The organism is Polaromonas sp. AER18D-145 (assembly GCF_002379095.1).
Classification (GTDB): Bacteria; Pseudomonadota; Gammaproteobacteria; order Burkholderiales; family Burkholderiaceae_C; genus Polaromonas.
Window position 1 is genome coordinate 256,606 of sequence record NZ_NBZV01000001.1, and the last position, 20,490, is coordinate 277,095.

Sequence of the window (20,490 nt, forward strand, 5' to 3'; positions counted from 1 at the left end):
TCGTCCTGAGCTTGTCGAAGGATGCCCCCCGGGGGGGCGCTGCGCCTGCGGCCCGGCCCTTCGGCAGGCTCAGGACAGGCCAAGGCCGGATTCGCGGCCCCGGCTGGTGAGGAGGGCGCTTTCACGCTCGGAAAATTCCGTTCGTCCTGAGCCTGTCGAAGGATGTCTCCCAAGAGGGCTGGCTTTGCTTGAGGCGGCTGGCGCCCTGTGAAAATACTTCTCGTCAAACTCTCGTCGCTCGGCGACGTGGTGCACACGCTGCCAGTGGTGCAGGACATCCTGGCGGCGCGCCCCGGGGCGCAGATCGACTGGGTGGTGGAAAGGTCGTTTGCGCCGCTGCTGTCCCCGCTGCGGGCGAGTGGGCATCTGCAGCACGTCATCCCCTGCGAGCTGCGCCGCTGGCGCAAAGCGCCGCTGGCGTCGGCCACGCGGGCCGAGTGGCGCACTTTCAAGAAACAGCTGCAGGCCGTGCCCTACGACGCGGTGATCGACCTGCAGGGCCTGACCAAATCCGCCCTGGTGGCGCGCCTGGCCCGGCTGGCGCCGGACGGCAAGCGTTACGCACTGGCCAACCAGACCGAGGGTTCGGCCTACGAGGCGCCGACGCGCTGGGTCGCCGACGTGGCGATTGCCATGGCGCCGCACATCCATGCCATGCAGCGCGGACGCGAGCTGTGCGCGCGCGCCCTGGGCTACGCCTTGCCGCCGGTTCCGGATTTTGGGTTAAAAGTGCCTTCAGCCCATATGAAACATGCGCAGGATGCTCCTGAAATAATAGCGTTCGTGCACGGCACCTCGCGCGCCGACAAGCAGTGGCCGCTGGAGAACTGGGTCAGGCTGGGCCGGCAGCTCATTGCGCACGGCTACCGCATTGCCCTGCCGCACGGCAGCACGGACGAACTGGCGACAAGTCAGGCCATTGCTGCGGGCTTGAATGCCGATGGCGACCACAACAGTGTCGAGCGTGGGGGCTCTCCTTCAAGCAGGGGCCGCGGAACCGGCTTTGCCGGGCCGCAGGCGCAGCGCCCCCTCGGGTGGCATCCTTCGACAGGCTCAGGACGAACGGAATTCTCAGAGCGTGGGGGCGCTATTGTCTGGCCCCGCCTTCCGCTCGACGCGCTGACGCAGCAGCTGGCGCAATGCGTCGGCGTCATCGGCGTGGACAGCGGCCTGAGCCACATCGCCGTCGCGCTCGACCTGCCGCATGTGCAGATCTACAACTTCGACACGGCCTGGCGCACCGGGCCATTGCCGGTGCCAACCGGCTCAGGTGCCCAACGCCAGCTCAGCGTTTTTGCCCGGCCCACACCGTCGGTGCAGACGGTCTGGGACGCCTGGCTCAGCTGCCAGCCGCTGCCGGCGCAGGTGTCCGAATGGGCGCCGCTTCCCTGATGGTCCGCCAGCTTTATTCACTGTTGATGTGGGCGGCCCAGCCTTTTCTGCGGCGCAAGCTGCGCAGGCGCGGCCTGGTCGAGCCGGGTTACCTCGACGCCATCGACGAACGTTTCGGCCATTACACGCAAGCTGCCGAAAGCACCTCCGACCTGGTGTGGGTGCACGCCGTGTCGCTGGGCGAAACCCGCACCGCGGGCATTTTGCTGGCGGCCCTGCGCGCGCAGTGGCCCGGGCTGCGCATCCTGCTGACCCACGGCACGGCCACCGGCCGGGCCGAGGGCGCGGGCCTGCTGCGCGCGGGCGACGTGCAGGTCTGGCAGCCCTGGGACAGCCAGGCCGCCGTGGCGCGATTTTTCACGCACTTCCGGCCGCGCCTGGGCCTGCTGCTCGAAACCGAAGTCTGGCCCAACACCGTGGCCGGCGCGCAGGCGCGCGGCGTGCCACTGGTGCTGGTCAACGCGCGTCTGTCCGACAAGTCGCTGCAGCAGGCGTTGCGCATGGCGTTGCTCTCGCGGCCGGCCTATGCGGCGCTGGCAGCGGTGTACGCGCAAAGCGACAACGACGCCGAGCGTCTGCGCGTGCTCGGCGCGCCGGTGCGCGCCGTGTTCGGCAACCTCAAGTTCGACGCCGCGCCCGACGCCTCGCAGCAGGAACTCGGTCGGCGCTGGCGCCAGGCACTGGGCCGCCCGGTGCTGATGCTGGCCAGCTCGCGCGAGGGCGAAGAAGACAGTTTTATGGAGCAAATCAAGGCGCTGGCCCTTTCCACACGGTCGCCACAAGCTCCTGAAATGAGAGCGGATAGTGAGCCGGCGCCGGCCGCCGACTTCCAGATCCTGATCGTGCCGCGCCACCCGCAGCGCTTTGACGAGGTGCAGGCGCTGATTGAACAACACGGCTTGACCGTGGCGCGCCGCTCCGGCTGGAACGGTGCGCCGCCGGCCGCCGCCGATGTCTGGCTCGGCGACTCGCTGGGCGAGATGGCGCTGTATTACGCCCTGAGCGACGTGGCCCTGCTGGGTGGCAGCTTCGCACCGCTGGGTGGGCAAAACCTGATCGAGGCGGCCGCCTGCGGCTGCCCCGTCATCATGGGCCCGCACACCTTCAACTTTGCCGAGGTCGCCGAACTTGCCGAAGCCGCCGGTGCCGCGCGCCGGGTTTCGGACATGGCCGAGGCCGTGCGCGCCGCCCGGTCCCTGCTGAGCCGGCCGGCCGCACAGCAGGCCGCCGCGGCCGCCGGCCGGCAGTTTTCGGCACAACACCGCGGCGCCGCCGCCAACACCGTGCGGGCACTGGCGCACTTCCTGGACGAGCCGACGCGTTAAGGTGTGCCAGTGACGACGCCTGTTCCACTACCGTTCGCCCTGAGCTTGGCCTGTCCTGAGCTTGACGAAGGGTCGAAGGGCTTGGCCCGAACGGCGGCGTGCCGCCGGTTCTGGAAACATCAACACCCCACCTGAAAGGCTGAACCCGTGGCCGAGCCGCTCGTCAACCAGTACGGCCCCGACGTGCCCCAGGCGATTGCCCGCATGATCACTGCCGTGTATCCGGTGTTTGAATCGCGCAAGTTTGTCGCCGATGCGCTCAAGGGATATGAAACGCTGACCCTGATGCCGCGCAGCAAACACATCGCACGCGCCTTGCAGCGGCATCTGCCGTCCGACTATCCTCGGGCACTGGACATACTTCTCGCGTCGCTCGACCAGCCGCACGGCCGGGACCGGGGGCTGACCCTGGGCTCCTTCCTGTACCTGCCGCACACCATGTTTGTGGCCGAGTTCGGACTGGATAATTTTGAGGACTCGATGCACGCGCAATATGCGCTGACCCAACGCTTCACCGCCGAGTTCAGCATCCGCGCCTTCCTTCAAAAACACGAAGCCGCCACACTGGCGCGCCTGAAACAGTGGGCCACCGACCCGAGCGACCATGTGCGCCGCCTGGTGTCCGAAGGCACCCGTCCGCGCCTGCCCTGGGCCAGCCGCCTGCCGGCCTTCCAGAAAAACCCGGCGCCGGTGCTGGGCCTGCTGGAACTGCTCAGGGACGACCCCGCGCTGTATGTGCGCCGCTCGGTCGCCAACAACCTCAACGACATCGGCAAGGACCACCCGGACCTGCTGGCGAAAACCGCGAAGCAGTGGCTCAAGGGCGCCAGCGAAGAACGCCGCTGGATCGTCCAGCACGCGCTGCGTTCAGCCGTCAAGCGCGGCGAGGCCGGCGCTCTGGAGGTGCTGGGCTTTGGAAAAAGCGCCAAGGTCGAAGTGGCAAACGCGCGCATTACGCCCGCGCGTGTGCCCATGGGCGAGAAAGTCAACATTGCGTTTGACGTGTCCAACACCAGCGGGAAGGCACAGGACGTTCTGGTGGACTTCTGCATCCATTACGTCAAGGCCAGCGGCAAAACCAGTGCGAAGGTCTTCAAGCTCAAGGTCCTGGGCCTGGCGCCGAAAGAAACGGTGCGATTGAGCAAGACGGTGTCCACCGCGGAGATGACCACGCGCAAACACCATGCGGGGCTGCACCGGGTGGATGTGCTGCTCAACGGGCAGGCGAGGGCGCTGGGGGTGTTTGAGTTGGTAGCCGGCGACTGAGTAGTCAGCCAAGCTGTCGACAATGTTCGCTAGTCAGCCGCCGTGACTGCTTTCGGCCAGGAGCAGCTGTTGGCGCGACCCCCAGCGACTGTCCGCTACAGACTGGAAGCGGCCATTCGGATGAGTGGCCCGATTGACCGCTATCGACCCAATGCAGTCAGTCGCAGTTCAAAAGTGATCGCCCCATAGCTGTCACTCGACTTTTTAGTTCATGCAAGCACTGAAGTGAGAAATGCCTGAGTGGTAATTCGGGGGCAACATCTGCGGTTCTAGATCAAAGGCTCGACCAAAATGCGTCTTCGTCGTCTTGATCCGTGTGTTTCTCGCTGCCTTCTGGTTCGTCGAAAACAAGTCGGAGGGCAAATGGGACAGGCTGTGGACGGGTCGCGCCGGCAAACATTACGAGCATTCGTTGGACCTCGTGACGACCGAAACCAGCGGGTGGCACATGCAATTCAAGTCGTGCTTGAAGTAGCCTTCCGTCAGCACTGTTCCCCCAGCCACGCTCGACCTTACCGCGTGCCTGTCGAAGCAGCTTGGCAAGATCGTGCGGGTCCGTCCGTTTTGCCGGGGATGCGATGGCTGCGGCCAGACGCCGCAGTATCGAGCGAATCGGCGGTAGGTTGCCGATATTGATTCGCTCCGACACGCGGCGCGCATCGAGGTCAACTGGGAACGATATCTCCCGCAAGGCCTGACGCACGGGCGCCCAGACTGGGTGAGACGGGGACCCGGGCGGCTGGGCATCCCGGAGGAGTTGCTCCCAATGTGCCTGGGTGTCTACGTGGATGACCGAACCGGTCAGAGATGCCAAGTAGAGAGCTGACTCCAGGCTGAGCCCTTTGAATATCTGAAACTGCGCCCCCTCCTTGCCCGCCGGCATTTCTTGCAGCAACGCGTAGGGGTCCGCTTCGGCCCTGCGGCTCAGGTATGCAATGACCTGATCCGTCATCGATGTGGCCATGTTAGGCATGTGCTGAGCGATGAATTGCCGCTGCGTGCCCTCCGGCAGCATCCAGAAGAAGCGCCAGTACTCATCTTCACCGAGCTTCATTAGGCGGTGCAGGCCTTCACGCGGCGGGGTCCATCCGAGCGTGCGACGCTCCAGCACCTCGCGGACGTGCAGGCCGAGATTGGCATTTACGTCACAGGGGTCGGGCACAAGATGGACTAAGCCAGCGCGGATAAATGGCTCCAGTACCAGCAGCAGCAGCACGTTCTTCAGCGTCTGGACTTTGTGGCCTGTGGGTGAATCGATGGGACTGAATTCAGGTTTCATGCGCGTTCCCAGCAGGAACGGGTTCACCAGAATGATCTCGTCGACGTAAGGCAGCCAGCCCAGCACGGTAGCTTGGACCGTGCGCGGATCGGCAAACCCAAGATACACCGAGCGCAGCACCTTAGGGTTAGGCCGTGGCAGCAGCGCCGCTAGGTCCGTGTCCTCGGGCCACAAGCCTGCGAAAGCGCGATGAATGCGCTGGACCTGCTCGCCGCTGAGTGTGCGGCGCACGTCCGCCCATGTAGCCTCCACATCAAGGCCCAGGATTCCCTGCACTGCACGTGAGAACATCAGGTTGCGCTCGCGCAGGCCGTAGATGTCCCAAGATGGGCGCTCAGACGCTGGTAGCAACTGACAACAGTCCTTGTACGCGTAGGCACTGCCGCAACCGCAGAAATCGTTGGCCCCGATGTTCTTGCGCGGCGACTTGCGAGTCAGGTACTCGTGCAACTTGGACGTGCGCCCATGCTCATCCCAATAGCCATGCGTGCCGTCCTTGTAGCCCACGTAGGTCTCGCCGCCGAATTGCCACAAACCGGACTTGGGTAGCAACACCTGAGCAATCTGCGACCACGAGCCCTTGAATTGTCGCTCCGGATACAGCCAGTCCCGGTCGGCTGCAGCGATATGGCGCTTGGCTCTCGACTTAAGCAGGTGGTTGATAGCGATCACTTCGTCCCGATTGAGGCTCCGGTCGCGAATGAAGCTGTCCGTCCGTGCTATGCCGGCCCCCAGGTGCCGGGCGTTAGTACGCAGCTGAGTCAGATTTTTGTGGTCAGGCTGCTTGGCGTACTCCAGGTGGGTGAAGATGATGCAGGTGTTGGCGTCGAGTGCGAACACAGTTTGTGTGCCCAGCTCCGCGACGACAGGATCATGAGGGTAGGCGCAATGGGGGGACGCGGGATCTACCGCAGCGTTGTAGACCGTCACGGGGTGATCGGTCACGATGAACTTCACGTCCGAGTCACGCGCTGAGACGATCTCACGAACACCTTCTGCCCACATCGTGCAGTACATCAGCCGCAAGGATTGCATCTCCACCATGAGATCAACTTGACTTAGTTCACCGTAGCACGATCGGATCCAGTCCAGTCCCTTTGGCGTACGCAGTTTCTGCGCAGCCATGTGCTCGAAGAAATCTTGAAAGGCCTCGTGAACCTCGGACTGGTTGCCGAGCGCGAAGGCCCGCACGGCCTTCGCGCCGTGGTCGTCGATGACGCCGAACAAGCGCCTCTCCACGTCGTCGTTGACGATCGGACCAAAGTGTGTGGTGTACAGATCGTACTCGACGAAGCAGCTTACGGTGCCCCACTCATGCAATGCTTTGCGAGGTAATTGTCGGCCATCCGGTAGCGTCTTGACATCCGGATGCAGGTTCAGGTGAAAAAGACGCGACTGCCCCGGGGCGAGGAAGCCGCTCTGATACCACTTTGGTACATAGTGGTTGTTCCTTGTCTGCTGGTCGGACATCACTCGATGAGGGTATTCGGAAGGCTCTATTCTCCTCGAAGAGACAGCTCGCCTGATCGGCGGATCGACTGCTGTCTCTCAGCTTTGCACCGTATCCCTTGCTCAATTTTCTAGTTTTCACATATCTGCGTCGGCGGACACCATCCGCGACAGTGGCTCGAACTCAAGAAAGGTTACACGATGTCGCGTGCCCTACAGGCGATCCTCACGCTCGATCATTTGGCCTTTTATACCTGAACTTCTCAAGCTGCAGGCCTACCGGAAAGCCGACTTTCGGTGGCGTCTACTTCTGGCCCAATCCGGTAGTCCAAATAGTAAGGCTGAATGTCGGTTCCCGCTGCAAAGCAGCCACCGGGATGTGCCTGCAGTAGGACTGCATTGGGCCCAAAGCGGACATCTTCCTGCAGAGGCTGTGTCTATGTGGACAGAACTGTTGACTATCGATAAATGCATATTGTCGATAGCCAATCCGGAGACGTTGACAAGCTCAAGAATGACCGGGCGCCCATGTTCAGCGGAAGGCCACCAGAGGCTTCCTCTTGTGAGGCAAGAGGCCAGGGTCCCAAAGACTCCTTCACGCCGACTACTGCACCAAAAGCGAATTGATCAGCAACAGATCTTCCAGCGTCAGCGCGCCTGCGCGAGGTCGCGTTTGGTCTGGAAAAGCTGGTTCCGGGCATTGAACACGTTGATGTCGATTCGCACGCCGACTTTGTAGCCCAGCTTGTTGGTATCGAGCCCGCTCCCCGGTTGAACGCTCCGGTCGCTTCGAGAACCTTGACCTGGCTTCGTGGCACTCCCAACGCTATCGTCACGAATGCCGTTCAGCGACAGGCGCATGCTCCGCCATCAACCCAGCCACCCATTCAATAAACACCCGCAGCTTCGCACTGACATGCCGGTTCGGGGGAAACGCGATATACAGCGGCATGGCATCCAGGCGCCAGCCTTCGAACAGCGGCACCAACTCGCCGTTGGCCAGATGCGCTTTCGCCATGTAGTCCGGCAGCCAGAGAACGCCCATGCCGGCCAGGCCGGCGGCGAGGTAGGCATTGCCGTCGTCGACCGAGAGCACGTAACGCCCTTGCACCTTGATGCATTCGCTGCCTGAGTGCATGGCGTACGGCACCGGCTTGCCGGTGCGTGCCCACAGGAAACCCACGATGCGGTAGTGCGTGGCCTCCAGCTCGCGTGGGTGCAAGGGTGTGCCGGCACGCGCCAGGTAGCTCGGTGCCGCGTAGACCCCGAGCTGCAGGTCGCCCACGTGGCGGGCTATCAGCGACTGGTCGGTGAGTTCACCGCCGCGCACGACGCAGTCCACCTTGTCGCTGATGATGTCCACCATGCGGTCGCTGACGCCCATGTCGAGCTGGATGTCGGGATATTGCGCGTGGAAGGCCGGCAGGGCCGGAATCAGGATCATGCGGGCCAGCGGGCTGGGCACATCGACCCGAAGCCGGCCCCGGGGCGAGGCGGAGGCGCTGGACAGGCTGGTCTCGGCATCGTCCACATCGGCCAGCACGCGCAGCACACGCTCGTAGTAGGCGGCGCCATCGGCCGTGACGTTGACCTTGCGTGTGGTGCGGTTCAGCAGCCTGACGCGCAGCCTGGCCTCCAGTTGCTGCACCAGCTGCGTCACGCTGGTCTTGCTCATGTGGAGCGTCTCGGCCGCCTTGGTAAAGCTGCCGGTTTCCACCACGCGGGCGAAGGCCTGCATTGCATCGAAACGGTCCATGCGGGCTCCCAGCGTTGTTGATTGTTTGGATTTTACAAACAGTGATGGGTGGGCTTGCCTGTTTATCCGGCAGACGTCACAGCCTAAAGTGAGTTCATCTTTAAACCCGGGGTCGCTTGGCCCCCATGATGGAGAACATCAATGACACAACGTGACGTCGTTTTTCCGCCCGGCCGCCAGGCGCTGTATGAACGCAACCGCTATTCTCCGGCCGTGAGGTCGTTCGTGTCGGGACAGGTCGGCAGCCGTGAAGACGGCTCGCCCGAGCCGGACCTGGAGGCGCAGGTCCGGCTTGCATTCGACAACCTGAATGCCATCCTGAAGGCCGCCGGCTGCACCTTCGACGACGTGGTGGATGTGACCGTTTTCATCGTTGACCCCGAATCGGCGTTCGAGACGGTCTGGAAGGTGCTGCCCGACTACTGGGGCGAGGCGCCGCATCCGACGCTGACCGGTGTCGGGGTGACCTGGCTGTATGGCTTCCAGTTCGAGATCAAGGTGATTGCGAAGCTTCCGGAGCCGGTGGTCGGGTGAGGCGGAACCACTCCTTTCGCCGGACTGCTGCACCAGAGGCGAGAGGGTCAGCAGCAGGCTTTCCGGTCTGTTGGAGGGCCATTGACCGCCAGGCCTTCTAGCTCGACCGGTGGATGAACGCCTCAAACATGACCCCGCGCAGCCAGCGATGGGCGGGGTCGTTGTTCACGCTCTTGCTCCAGTGCAAGTGCGCGTCAAAGACAGGTGAGCGAAGCGGCAGTGGCAGGCTCACCAGACGCGTGTTGTGGGAGAACGCTTCGGCGATCGCATCTGGCACTGTCGCGATCAATTCAGTGCTGGCGATGATTCCCGGCAGGCTCATGAAGTGCGGCGTGGTGAGCGCCGCATCGCGGCGGATGCCGCGTTTTTGCAGATAGGTTTCCAGCAGGCCATGCGTGCGCGTGGGCGCCTCGACCACGACGTGGCGCGCTTCGACATACTTTTTCAGGGTGAAGTCGCGGATGAGGTTACGGTTGTCGGCGCTGCAAATGCACACGAAGCCATGCTGCCCGATCCGCCTGCGGACGAACTCGGCAGACATCAGATCGGGAAAGTAGCCCAGCGCCAGGTCCACCAGGCCTTCGGAAAGCGCGCGCTGCAACTGCGGCTGGGCCGTTGCCACCACGCGCAGCCGCACACGGGGAGCCACCCGCGACAGGGCATTGAGCGCCCGGGGCATATACATGGCCTCTGCCGTATCCGAAGCCGCGACGCGAAACTCGCGCTCGTCGGTGGCCGGATCGAACGTCGCCTTGTTCATGATGCGCTGTTCAATGCACTGCACCGCGTCGCGCATGGGCGCCGCCAGTTCCTTGGCACGCGTCGTGGGCTGCATGCCGGTGGCTGTGCCGATGAACAGCGCGTCGCCCAGGGTGGTGCGCAAGCGCGCCAGCGCGGTGCTCAGGCCGGACTGGCTCATGCCCAGGGTGGAGGCCGCTGCGCCCACGCTGCGCTGCTCAAACACCGCCAGGAATATCTTCATCAACTGCAGGTTCAAGTTGCCGGCCACAGGTATTCACCTTCCAGAATGTTGCTTCGCAGCATCGCGAAATGAGATTATATTGATCTGAATCAAAGATTGGATCAGGTTTTAGACTTGGCGCAACCCTGAAAGCCTGCTAATGCTGACCCACGAAAAAAATGCTCTCCTTACGCAATGCGGCCCGGGAACGCCCATGGGCCGCCTCATGCGTTCGTTCTGGATTCCCGCCATGACGGCGGCCGAAGTGCCGGCCGCTGACGAACCACCGTTACGTCTGACCTTGCTCGGCGAGCGCCTGGTGGTGTTTCGCGATACCGAAGGCCGCGTGGGGGTGCTGGAGGAAAACTGTCCACACCGCGGAGCAAGCCTCTTCTTCGGCCGCAACGAAGAAGGCGGCATCCGTTGCGTGTACCACGGCTGGAAATTCGATGTGGCTGGCAACTGTCTGCAGATGCCCACCGAGCCTTCGACCAGCCGCATGTGCCAGAAGGTCAAGGCACGTGCCTACCCGGCGCAAATCGCCGGGCCGGTGCTGTGGGTTTACATGGGTGATGCGCAACCGGCCCCCGCACTGCCTGAGTTCGGCTTCGTCGGTTTGCCCGAAAACCAGGTCTACGCCTCGCGCTGGCACCAGGAATGCAACTACGCGCAGGCCATGGAGGGCGAGCTGGACAGCGCCCACGTGGGCTTTCTGCATCAGATGGTGAACAAGACCGACGCGGATCCCCAGGCGCTGACCGGCAAGTACTTTCAGGAGGACACCGCACCTTCCTGGAAGATCATGCACGGCGAGGCAGGGTTCATGGCCTGCAACGGCCGCCGCGTGGACGGCGACAAGCGCTACTGGCGCCTGAACCAGTTCCTGCTGCCCTTCTTCACCATGATCCCGCCGCGCCCGGGCGACGCGGAGCTTGTGCGCATGTGGGTGCCGATGACCGACGAACGCTGCTGGGTCATCTGCGTCACCTGGCGCGCGAACGGGCCCTTGAAAGAGGCCGAACTTGCAGCCTGGCGCAACGGCGAGAACTCGCACCGCAAGACGGTCCCCGGCACCACCATACCCGCCGAGCGGCTGGACAACGACTACCTGATCGACCGCGAGGAGCAGAAGCATGTCACCTTCACCGGCATCAAGGGCATTCGCGCGCAGGACGCGATGGTGACCGAGAGCGCCGGTCCGATCGCCGACCGCACGCGCGAGCACCTGGGCTCCAGCGACATGGCCGTGGTGGCCATGCGCCGCGCGCTGATGGAAGGCGCGACGCAGTGCGCCGCCACCGCCCAGCCGCATCCGGCCGCCGCCAAGTCCTGGCTCTACGCGGTGCACGCCGTGCAGGCGGTGCTGCCTGGGGACCAGGACCCCGAAACGGCCGACGACTTCCTGGCGCCCGCCCGGGCCACACCACCGGCCGCCTCCCCGTCGGCCTGAAGAAAGGTAAACACCATGGAAGTCAAATCTTCGTTCGATGCGCACCCGGTCCTGGTGCACCCTCGTGCCTACCGCCATATCGACGTCCGGCCGCTCACCGGGGTGCTGGGGGCCGACATCCTGGGGGTGGACCTGCGCGAGCCGCTGGCCGATGACGTGTGGGGCGAGATTCGCGACGCCTTCGCCGATCATCAGGTGATCCTGTTTCCGGACCAGAAGCTGTCGCACGAACAGCACACGGCCTTCGCTCGCGGCTTCGGCGAGGTGATCCGGCTGCCCCAGTTGCACGGCGTGGAGGATCATCCCGACGTGCAGATCATTCGTCGCCTGGCCAGTGACACCGGCCGCGTGGTCGGCGAGAACTGGCATGCGGACAGCACCTACCTGGAGGAGCCACCCCGGGCCGTGGTGATGCGTGCCGTGGACGTGCCGCCCTACGGCGGCGACACCGGCTTCCTGAGCATGTACGCCGCCTACGAGGCCCTCTCGCCGGGGTTCAAGGCGTTGATCGCGCCGCTGAACATTGTGCACAGCGCCACCCGTATCTTTGGGTCTGCCTACCTGGCGCAGGGCCGCCGCTTCAACTCATCGGGCGCCAAGGCCGAGATGGACGTGGAGCTCGGTGACCGTGAGATGGCGCATCCGCTGGTCTGCACCCACGAGGTGAGTGGACGCAAGTTTTTGTACGTCAACAAGACCTACTCGCAGCGCATCGAGGGGCTCACCAACGAAGAGAGCGCCCCGATCCTGGCGTTTTTGTACGAGCACTGCGCACGGTTCGACTTCACCTGCCGCGCGCGCTGGCACAAGGACCAGATTCTGGTGTGGGACAACCGTTGCACCATGCACCGCGCCATACCCGATTACACGGGGCAGCACCGCCTCATGACCCGCGTCACCATCGCCGGCAAGCGGCCGGCGCGCTGATTATTACAAACCACAGGAGACAACGATATGCAAACCCCACGATCCACTCGCCGCAGGCTGATTCAGGGCCTGGTGGCCGGCCTGTTCGCCGCATTCGCCGGCCCGCAGGCCTTTGCCGCCGACTTCCCGACCAAGCCAGTGACCCTGGTGGTGCCCTTCGCGGCGGGGGGCGGGCTTGACGTGACGGCCCGCATCATCGCGGAGCGGCTCAAGGACGAACTGGGTCAGCCGGTCGTCATCCTGAACCGCCCGGGCGCCGGCAGCTCGGTCGGCGCGCGCGTGGTCGCCGCTGCACCAGCAGACGGCCACACTCTGTTTTTCACCTCGGGTTCGGCTTTTGCCTTTGTGAACCAGCTGGTTCCGGGCATGGAGCTGAAACTGCAGGACTTTGCACCGGTGGCCGCGGTAGCGTCCAACCCGGCGGTGATCGTCGTCAGCACCAAGGTTCCCGTGAAGTCGCTGGCCGAGCTGGCCGGCTACGCAAATCCGGCCGATATCAGCTTCTGCAGCACCGGCACTGGCGGCCTCAATCATCTGCAGCTGGAGATGTTCCGCAATGTCGTGAAAACCAGAACCGGCAAGAACTACAACGTCACCCACGTGCCTTACAACGGCCTGGCGCCTGCCCTGACAGGCATCCGCGACGGCAGTGTTCAGGCGTGCATGTTGCCCTACACCGCGCTGGTGAAAAACCTCAATGGCCGGGACTTGCGTGTGCTGGCCGTGCAGAGCAGCGCCCGCCTGCCTTGGCTGCCCGATGTACCCACCACGGGGCAGCAAGGCTACCCGGAAATGGACGGCAACGATTCCTTCATCAACATTGCCGCGCCCAAGGGCACACCTGAATCGGTGATTGCCAGGCTGGAAGGCGCGTTGCAAAAGACGATGCAGGATGCCGGCGTGCGCAAGAAGCTCGAGGAGCTGGAGGTTCAAACCCTTTTCATGGGCAGCCGGGAAACGCAGAAGTGGCTGGAGGACGAAGTCCGCAAGTTCAGCACCATCATCCGCGATGCCGGGCTTTCGACGAAGTGACGACGTGAATTCCGCATTGGGCGTGGCGCTTGCCCGGCAGGTTCGCGTCAGGGCGATGCGGTACGAAGCCGAAGGCGTCTGCCGCGTCGAACTCACGCCTTTGGCTCCGGATGCATCGCTCGTCCCCTTCGAGGCTGGCGCGCACATCGACCTGCACCTGCCTGGCGGGCCGGTTCGCAGTTACTCGCTGTTGAGCGGCCAGGGCGACGTGTCGCGTTACGTCATTGGTGTGCACCTGCATCCGGCAAGTCGCGGGGGCTCGCGCCACGTGCACGTGGCCATGCGGCCTGGTGACGTGATCACCATCGCCGGACCGCGCAACCATTTCAAGCTCGCAGAAGACGCCGGGTACTCGGTATTCATAGCGGGAGGCATTGGGATCACGCCGCTGCTGTCGATGATGCGCAGGCTCAACGAGCTGCGGCGGCCGTGGGAGTTGCACTACGCGGCGCGGACGCGCATGCAGGCGGGGTTTCTTGACGATGTGCGCGAACTGGCGGCCGGTGGGGAAGGCCGGGTGACGATTGCTTTGGATGGTGAACCCGGCGGCACGATGCTTGACATCGCGCAGGTCGTATCGCAAGCACCGCAACGTGCGCACTTCTATTGCTGCGGCCCGATGGGCATGCTCGAAGCTTTCGAGGCCGCCACCGTGAGCGTGCCGCCCGTCCAGGTCCACACCGAATACTTCGTCCCCAGGCAGAAATCGGACACGACCGGCGGGTTTGAGGTGCGCTGTGCCCGGTCGGCGAAGAGCGTACAGGTCCGTCCCGGCCAGACAGTCCTGCACGCCCTGCTGGATCTGGGCGTCCAGGTCCCGTATGCCTGCGAGGAAGGTATCTGTGGCACCTGCGAAGTTCCCGTGCTGGAAGGCAATCCCGACCACCGGGATTCGGTGCTGACCCAGCAGGAGAAAGACGCTGGCAAGACGATGATGGTCTGCTGTTCCGGTGCAAAGTCGGATGTGCTTGTCCTCGATATTTGAGCTGGGATAGCCGGCGGCTCCCACGTACAGCAAGAGCCTGTCCAAGGAAGTCAGTCCCCAGGGCGTCCGTGTGATTCGTGTGTCGCCCGGCTGGGTCGAAACAGAAGCGGCCGTGGGACTGGTCAATGAAATTGCACTAAATGGCGGGACGAACTATGAGGAGGCCCGTCAGTCCCTCATGAACTCGCTGGGAGGAATCCCGATAGGCTGGCCTGCAAAGCCAAAAGAGGTCGCGGACCTTGTCGGATTTCTTGTATCCAGTCGGGTCGCCTCTATCACCGGGACGGAATATGTCATTGACGGTGGAACGGTGCCCACTGTTTGAGCCCGGCAGAGCCGGATCACGGCCGATGCTTAAATGCCCGGGCGAACCTTCTCGCTGAACTACTGCGTCAGCAGCGAATTGATCAGCAACAAATCTTCCGGCGTCAGCGTGCCATTGGCCTGGCGCAGCCGCAGCCCGCCGATCAGCACGTTGTAACGCGCCTGTGCCAGGTCGCGTTTGGTCTGGAACAGCTGGCTTTGCGCATTGAGCACGTCGATGTTGATACGCACGCCGACCTGGTAGCCCAGCTTGTTCGCATCCAGCGCGCTCTGGCTGGACGCTTCCGCGGCTTCCAGCGCCTTGACCTGGCCTTGACCCGACAACACGCCGAAGTAGGCGGTGCGGGTGCTCAGGGCGACGCCGCGTTTGGCGCCTTCCAGGTCGGAGCGGGCTTTTTCTTCCAGTGACAGCGTTTCGCGGATGCGGTTTTGCGTGGCGAAGCCGGCAAACAGCGGCAGGTTCAGCGCCAGGCCGACCGTGGTGCTGTTGCTCCGGTTGTCCAGCGGGCTGGTGGCGCTGCCCTGGGGGTTGCGTTGCACGCCGTAGCTGGCGGTCAGGTCCAGCGTCGGCTTGTGGCCGGCTTCGGCCTTGTCGATTTCGAGCTTGGCGACTTCCAGGTTGGCCTGGGCCTGGCGCACCGTCGGGTGCATGTCCTCGGACTGCCGGACCCAGGTGTTCACGTCGGCGGGCACCAGCGGCGGCAGCTCGACGGGCACCAGCAGGCCTTTGGGCTGGGCGTCGGTTTTGCCAACCAGCTGGTCGAGGGCGATTTTCTTGACGCGCAAGTCGTTTTCGGCGGCAATTTCCTGGGCGGTCACCAGGTCGAAACGCGCCTGCGCCTCGCGCGAGTCGGTGACGGTGGAGGTGCCGACCTCGAAGTTGCGTTTGGCCGAAGCCAGCTGTTCACCGACCGCGGCTTTTTGCGCCCTGACAAAGGCCAGCGTGTCCTGCGCGGCCAGCACATCAAAGTAAGCCTGGCTGGTGCGCACGATCAGGTCCTGTTCGGCGGCTTCGAGCTGGGCCCTGGACAACACCACTTGCTGCTTGCCCTGTTCGTAGGTGGCCCAGTTGCCGGGCCGGTACAGCGGCTGCGAGGCGTTCAGCGAGGCCGTCTGCGTCGGGAAGTTGCGGTCAACGACCGGGTTGGTGTTTTCAAAATTGGTGCGCGACGCCCCCAGCGACAGCCCGGCGGTTGGCAAAATGCCGGCCTTGGCCTGCTCGGCCTTGGCCAGGTTGGCCTCGTACTGCGAACGTGCCGACTGGTAGGACGCGTCGTACTCGCGCGCCGAACGGTACAGCTCCACCAGGTTCTGCGCCTGGACGGCTGGCGCAAAAGCCGCCAGCACGGCACTTAACGCAAGAGACAGGGGTAGCAGGGCCGGTTTTTTGAAGAGCGTTTTCATGGGGCGTCCTGATGAAATGTGAAGTTAGTGAAGAGGGCAGGCCAAGGGTCAGTAGCGCGGGACGGAGGCATCGCGCTGCTCGGACCACGCGTTGATGCCGCCCTTCAGGTTGACCACCTGCGTGAAGCCGTTTTGCACCAGGAAGCTGGCCACCTGCTGGCTGCGCGCCCCGTGGTGGCACAGGCAGGCCACCGGCTGGTCGGCCGGCAGTTCTTCCTTGAGATCAAAGATCCGCGCGGGGACGGCACGCATCGGAATGTGCAGCAGCCTGAAACCGTCTTCCCTGACCGACGCCGTCTGCACTTCCCACGGCTCGCGCACATCAAGCACGATGGGTGCGGGGCCGCCGGCCGGAAGGCTGGCAAGCCAGGCGTTGAAGTCGGCAGGGGACAGTTGGTCAATCATCGGGACGGCTCGGGTTAAAAGTTGAATTTGGACGGTTCAGGGAAGTTGCGCAGGCGCGGAGCAACCGTGTCCCAGCCCTGCATGGTGCGCAAGGCGGCGTCGCCGACGCGGGTGACCAGCGTGGCGCGCATGACGGGCTCAAAACCCACGATGGCGCTGAGCCGGCCGCCGATTTTCAGCATCGCCAGCAGCGCGGGCGGCACCTCGGCGACCGAGCCGCTGAGCACGATCACGTCGAAGGGACCGATCAGCGGGTCGCTGCCAGTGACCGCCTGGCCGAGTTTGGCGGCGCCGTCGCCGGTGCGCACTTCGGCGTTGTAGACGCCGGCTTTTTTCAGGTTGTCCCGGGCCAGCTGGGCCAGGTCGGGGTCGATCTCGAGCGTGATGACCTGCTGCGCGCGGTGCGCCAGCAGCGCGGCCATGTAGCCGGAGCCGGCGCCGATCTCGAGCACTTTTTCATGTTTTTGCACGGCCAGGTCCTGCAGGATGCGTGCCTCGACCTTGGGCGCCAGCATGCACTGGCCGGGTTTGGCGCCCAGCGGGATCTCCATGTCGGCAAAAGCCAGGGCCCGCATCGCGGGCGGCACAAAGTCCTCGCGCTTGACCACGGCCAGCAGGGAAAGGACCTGGCTGTCCAGCACTTCCCAGGGGCGGATTTGCTGCTCGATCATGTTGAAACGGGCTTGTTCGTAGTTCATGGTGTGGCCTGTAATAAACGGGGGGACTGTCGGGGAAAACCCATCATTTTAGTTGGGGGGCAGCCACCGGGGCGGGCAGGGCGCGCCGGCCGGTGAAAACGCGCTTGAGCCACTGGGCCAGATCGTCGAGGTAGCAGTAGGTCACGGGCACCACCACCAGCGTCAGCAGCGAGGAGGTGATGACGCCGCCAATGACGGCCTGGCCCATGGGCGCGCGCTGCTCCGAGCCTTCGGTCAGTGCAAAGGCCAGCGGCACCATGCCGAAGATCATGGCCAGCGTGGTCATCAGAATCGGGCGCAGGCGCACGCGGGCGGCCGTCAAGAGGGCTTCGCTGCGCTCCATGCCCGGGATGCGGCGGCCGTCCGTGTCCGTCCGGTCTTCGCGCATGCGGATCGCAAAATCGACCAGCAGGATCGCGTTTTTGGTGACCAGGCCCATCAGCATCACCACGCCGATGATGGAAAACATTGACAGCGTCGAGCGGAACAGCAGCAGCGCCAGCACCACGCCGATCAGCGTGAGCGGCAGCGAGGTCATCAGGGCCATGGGCTGCAGAAAGCTCTTGAACTGGCTGGCCAGGATCATGTAGATGAACAAAATCGCCAGCACCAGCGCCGAGATCGCATACCCAAAGGACTCGGCCATGTTTTTGGTCGAACCGCCAAACTGGTAGCGGTAGCCGGGCGGAAAGCTGATGCTGTCGAGCGCCTTGCGGATGTCGGTGGAGACCTCACCGGCCGAGCGGTTGTAGACGTTGGCATTGATGGCGACTTCGCGTGTCAGGTCGCGCCGGTTGATCTGGTTCGGGCCGGTGGTTTCCTTCACCGTGGCCACCTGGCTCAGGCGCACCGTGCGGGCCGAGCCGTCGGGGTTGCTGCCGATGACGCTGCTGATGAAGGGCAGGCGCTCCAGGTCCTGCGCTGCGTTGCGGGAATCGGGGGCGAGCCGCACATTCACGTCGTAGGTCTGGTCGTCGGGTGCTCGCCAGTTGCCCACCGTCTGCCCGGCCACCAGCGTGCGCAGCGACGCCGCGATCTGCGCCACCGACAGGCCCAGGTCGGACGCGGCATCACGCTTGACGTCCACCTCGAGGGTCGGTTTGTCGGCCTTGAGGCTGGAGTCGAGGTCCACCAGGCCGGGGATGCCGTTGATCTTGGCCATCACCAGGCCGGTCAGGCGCTCCAGCTCCTTCAGGTCGGCGCCCTGCAGCGAGAACTCCACCTGCTTGTTGCCGCCCACGGCGTCGAGCAGGCCGACGTGGGTGACGGTGATGCCGGGCACCTGCTTGAGGCGCTCGCGCAGCACGCCGGACATCTCGTCCACGTTGCGGCTCCTGGCCTTGCGGTCCACCAGGCGCACGTAGATGCTGGCGTACATCTTGCCTTGCGCACTGCCGGTGTTGATGGTCGACAGCGTGTACTTCACTTCGGGGAACTCGCGCAGAATGGTTTCGACCTGCCGCGTCTTGGCCTCGGTTGCTTCCAGCGATGAACCCACCGGCGTGTGGAAATTGAGCGAGGTTTCCGAGAAGTCGGCCTTGGGCACAAACTCGGTGCCGAGCAGGGGCACCATGAAAACACTGGTGACAAAAATCGCCAGGGCCAGGCCCACGGTGGCCAGCCTGTGGCCCAGGGCCCAACGCAGGATGCGCTGGTAGGTCTCGGCCAGCGAGTCGGTGGCGCGTTCGAACCAGCCGGTCACCCGGCCTATGGTCCGGTCGTAAAACGTGACCGGCTTGCCGTGCTGGCCGTGCGCATGAATGCTTGGGTCGTGCCAGATGCTCGACAGCATCGGGTCCAGCGTGAAGCTGACAAACATCGAGATCAGCACCGCCGCCACGATGGTGACGCCGAACTCGTGGAAGAACTTGCCGATGATGCCGCCCATGAAACCGATGGGCAGGAATACCGCCACGATGGAAAACGTGGTGGCCAGCACCGCGAGGCCGATTTCCTGCGTGCCCTCCATCGCGGCCTGGTAGGGCAGCTTGCCCATCTGCACATGGCGCACGATGTTCTCGCGCACCACAATCGCATCGTCGATCAGCAGGCCCACACACAGGCTCAGCGCCATCAGCGTGATCATGTTGATGGTGAAGCCGAACAGGTTCATGAACAGGAAGGTGCCGATGATGGAGATCGGCAGCGTCAGGCCGGTGATCACCGTGGAGCGCCACGAGTTCAGGAACAGGAAGACGATCAGGATGGTCAGCAGCGCGCCTTCGATCAGCGTGCGCCGCACGTTTTCAACCGCCACCCGGATGGGCCGCGAGCCGTCGCCAATCTGCTCCAGCCGCGTGCCGGGCGGAAGCTGGGCCTCCAGCTCCTTGAGCGCCTTGTTCAGCCCGTCGACCACCGCAATGGTGTTTTCGCCCTGGGCCTTCTGCACGGTCAGCAGCAGCGTGCGCTGGCCGTTGTACAGCGCCAGGCTGTCGATCTCCTGGGAGCCGTCGCGGATGCTGGCGACCTGGTCCACGGTGACGGTGCTGCCCGCGCCGGCGGCGGACACCTTGCGCGCCACGATGATCTTGCCAAAGTCTTCAGGCCGTTTCATGCGCGCGTCGATTTTCACGACGCGTTCCTGCGCCAGCGAACGGATGGCGCCCACCGGCAGGTCCTGGTTTTCGTTGCGCACGGCGCTCGCCACCTGGTCGGCCGTGATGCCCAGCGCTTCCATGGCCTGCGGGTTCAGGTAGATGTTGATTTCGCGCTTGCTGCCACCCACCAGGCTGACCGAGCCGACGCCGCGCACATTCTCCAGCCGCTTCTTGAGCACCTGGTCGGCCCAGTTGGTCAGTTCGACGGCGGTAGGCAGCGCCGCTGTGCCTGCCGCTGCCGGCGTTTTGCCATCCGCGCCTGCAGCCATCGGCAACACGGCCACCGACCAGATCGCGCGGTTGGCCGGGTCGAAGCGCAGCACACGCGGCTCCTTGACCTCGTCACGCAGCAGCGGACGCAGCGACGCAATCTTTTCGCGCACGTCTTCTGCCGCCTTGCGGCCGTCGATCTGCAGCTGGAATTCGATGATGACGACCGACTGGCCTTCGTAGCTGCGGGACGTCAGGGCGTTGATGCCGGCGATCGAGTTGACGCCTTCCTCGATTTTCTTGGTGACTTCGCTCTCGACGATTTCGGGCGAAGCGCCGGGGTATTCGGTGGTGACCACCACCACCGGAAAGTCAATGTTCGGAAACTGGTCGACCTGCAGGCGCTGGTAGGAGAACAGGCCCAGCACCACGATGGCGAGCATGACCATGGTCGCGAAGACCGGATTTTTCAGGCTGACCTGCGTGAACCACATAC

The 20,490-nt window shown here is 64.1% G+C and carries 16 protein-coding genes and 1 pseudogene; 9 read left to right on the plus strand and 8 right to left on the minus strand.

From position 1 onward, the window contains the following. Positions 1-207: 207 nt before the first annotated feature. The 3 genes from waaC (at position 208) to B7G52_RS01290 (ending at position 3,983) form a co-directional block, all read left to right on the plus strand. A complete protein-coding gene (gene waaC / locus B7G52_RS23925) occupies positions 208-1,392 on the plus strand; it encodes a lipopolysaccharide heptosyltransferase I (protein ID WP_240523272.1) in 1,185 nt (394 codons plus the stop codon). Further along, positions 1,374-2,717 (plus strand): 3-deoxy-D-manno-octulosonic acid transferase, encoded by a 1,344-nt coding sequence (locus B7G52_RS01285; RefSeq protein WP_096695607.1) that lies wholly within the window; start codon positions 1,374-1,376, stop codon positions 2,715-2,717. Before waaC ends, B7G52_RS01285 begins: the two co-directional genes overlap by 19 nt. 147 nt (positions 2,718-2,864) lie before the next feature. Beyond that, a complete protein-coding gene (locus B7G52_RS01290; RefSeq protein ID WP_096695608.1) occupies positions 2,865-3,983 on the plus strand; it encodes a DNA alkylation repair protein in 1,119 nt (372 codons plus the stop codon). Between the two features lie 274 nt (positions 3,984-4,257). On the opposite strand, the gene B7G52_RS01295 is transcribed toward B7G52_RS01290, so the two are convergent. The 3 genes from B7G52_RS01295 to B7G52_RS01305 all read right to left on the minus strand — a co-directional run bounded on the left by B7G52_RS01295 (position 4,258) and on the right by B7G52_RS01305 (position 8,467). Then, positions 4,258-6,732 (minus strand): DUF4238 domain-containing protein, encoded by a 2,475-nt coding sequence (locus B7G52_RS01295; protein WP_096695609.1) that lies wholly within the window; start codon positions 6,730-6,732, stop codon positions 4,258-4,260. Between the two features lie 627 nt (positions 6,733-7,359). Continuing rightward, positions 7,360-7,572, minus strand: a complete 213-nt coding sequence (locus tag B7G52_RS01300) for a hypothetical protein (protein ID WP_205853010.1) — start codon at positions 7,570-7,572, stop codon at positions 7,360-7,362. Beyond that, entirely contained in the window at positions 7,544-8,467 is a 924-nt protein-coding gene (locus tag B7G52_RS01305; RefSeq protein WP_096695610.1) for a LysR family transcriptional regulator, read from the minus strand. Before B7G52_RS01305 ends, B7G52_RS01300 begins: the two co-directional genes overlap by 29 nt. A 141-nt stretch (positions 8,468-8,608) precedes the next feature. Here B7G52_RS01305 and B7G52_RS01310 point away from each other — a divergent pair, with 141 nt between their 5' ends. Continuing rightward, positions 8,609-9,001, plus strand: coding sequence for a RidA family protein (locus B7G52_RS01310; protein ID WP_096695611.1), 393 nt, complete (start codon positions 8,609-8,611; stop codon positions 8,999-9,001). 97 nt (positions 9,002-9,098) lie between these two features. Here the strand turns inward: B7G52_RS01310 and B7G52_RS01315 are convergent, their stop codons facing one another. Beyond that, positions 9,099-10,010, minus strand: coding sequence for a LysR family transcriptional regulator (locus B7G52_RS01315; protein WP_096695612.1), 912 nt, complete (start codon positions 10,008-10,010; stop codon positions 9,099-9,101). Between the two features lie 166 nt (positions 10,011-10,176). On the opposite strand from B7G52_RS01315, the gene B7G52_RS01320 reads away from it, so the two are divergent. The 5 genes and pseudogenes from B7G52_RS01320 to B7G52_RS01340 all read left to right on the plus strand — a co-directional run. Further along, on the plus strand, positions 10,177-11,412 hold the full coding sequence (locus B7G52_RS01320) for a Rieske 2Fe-2S domain-containing protein (protein WP_170954650.1): 1,236 nt from the start codon (positions 10,177-10,179) through the stop codon (positions 11,410-11,412). Positions 11,413-11,427: 15 nt separating this feature from the next. Further along, on the plus strand, positions 11,428-12,339 hold the full coding sequence (locus tag B7G52_RS01325) for a TauD/TfdA family dioxygenase (RefSeq protein ID WP_096695614.1): 912 nt from the start codon (positions 11,428-11,430) through the stop codon (positions 12,337-12,339). Between the two features lie 27 nt (positions 12,340-12,366). After that, positions 12,367-13,371: a tripartite tricarboxylate transporter substrate binding protein gene (locus B7G52_RS01330; protein ID WP_096695615.1), complete on the plus strand. Its 1,005-nt coding sequence runs from the start codon at positions 12,367-12,369 to the stop codon at positions 13,369-13,371. 4 nt (positions 13,372-13,375) lie between these two features. Further along, entirely contained in the window at positions 13,376-14,356 is a 981-nt protein-coding gene (locus tag B7G52_RS01335) for a PDR/VanB family oxidoreductase (RefSeq protein WP_240523273.1), read from the plus strand. 13 nt (positions 14,357-14,369) lie between these two features. Further along, positions 14,370-14,681, plus strand: a pseudogene (locus B7G52_RS01340) (SDR family oxidoreductase); the annotation flags it as partial. A gap of 59 nt (positions 14,682-14,740) precedes the next feature. Here the strand turns inward: B7G52_RS01340 and B7G52_RS01345 are convergent. The 4 genes from B7G52_RS01345 to B7G52_RS01360 are packed head-to-tail and all read right to left on the minus strand — an operon-like array spanning position 14,741 to position 20,488. Next, positions 14,741-16,084, minus strand: coding sequence for a TolC family outer membrane protein (locus tag B7G52_RS01345; protein WP_096695618.1), 1,344 nt, complete (start codon positions 16,082-16,084; stop codon positions 14,741-14,743). 48 nt (positions 16,085-16,132) lie between these two features. After that, positions 16,133-16,489 carry a rhodanese-like domain-containing protein gene (locus B7G52_RS01350; RefSeq protein ID WP_096695619.1) on the minus strand — a complete coding sequence of 119 codons (357 nt, stop codon included), beginning with the start codon at positions 16,487-16,489 and terminating at the stop codon, positions 16,133-16,135. A 14-nt stretch (positions 16,490-16,503) separates the two neighbouring features. After that, positions 16,504-17,187 carry a protein-L-isoaspartate O-methyltransferase gene (locus tag B7G52_RS01355; RefSeq protein WP_096695620.1) on the minus strand — a complete coding sequence of 228 codons (684 nt, stop codon included), beginning with the start codon at positions 17,185-17,187 and terminating at the stop codon, positions 16,504-16,506. A gap of 43 nt (positions 17,188-17,230) precedes the next feature. Further along, positions 17,231-20,488 (minus strand): efflux RND transporter permease subunit, encoded by a 3,258-nt coding sequence (locus B7G52_RS01360; protein ID WP_096695621.1) that lies wholly within the window; start codon positions 20,486-20,488, stop codon positions 17,231-17,233. Positions 20,489-20,490 lie beyond the last annotated feature (2 nt).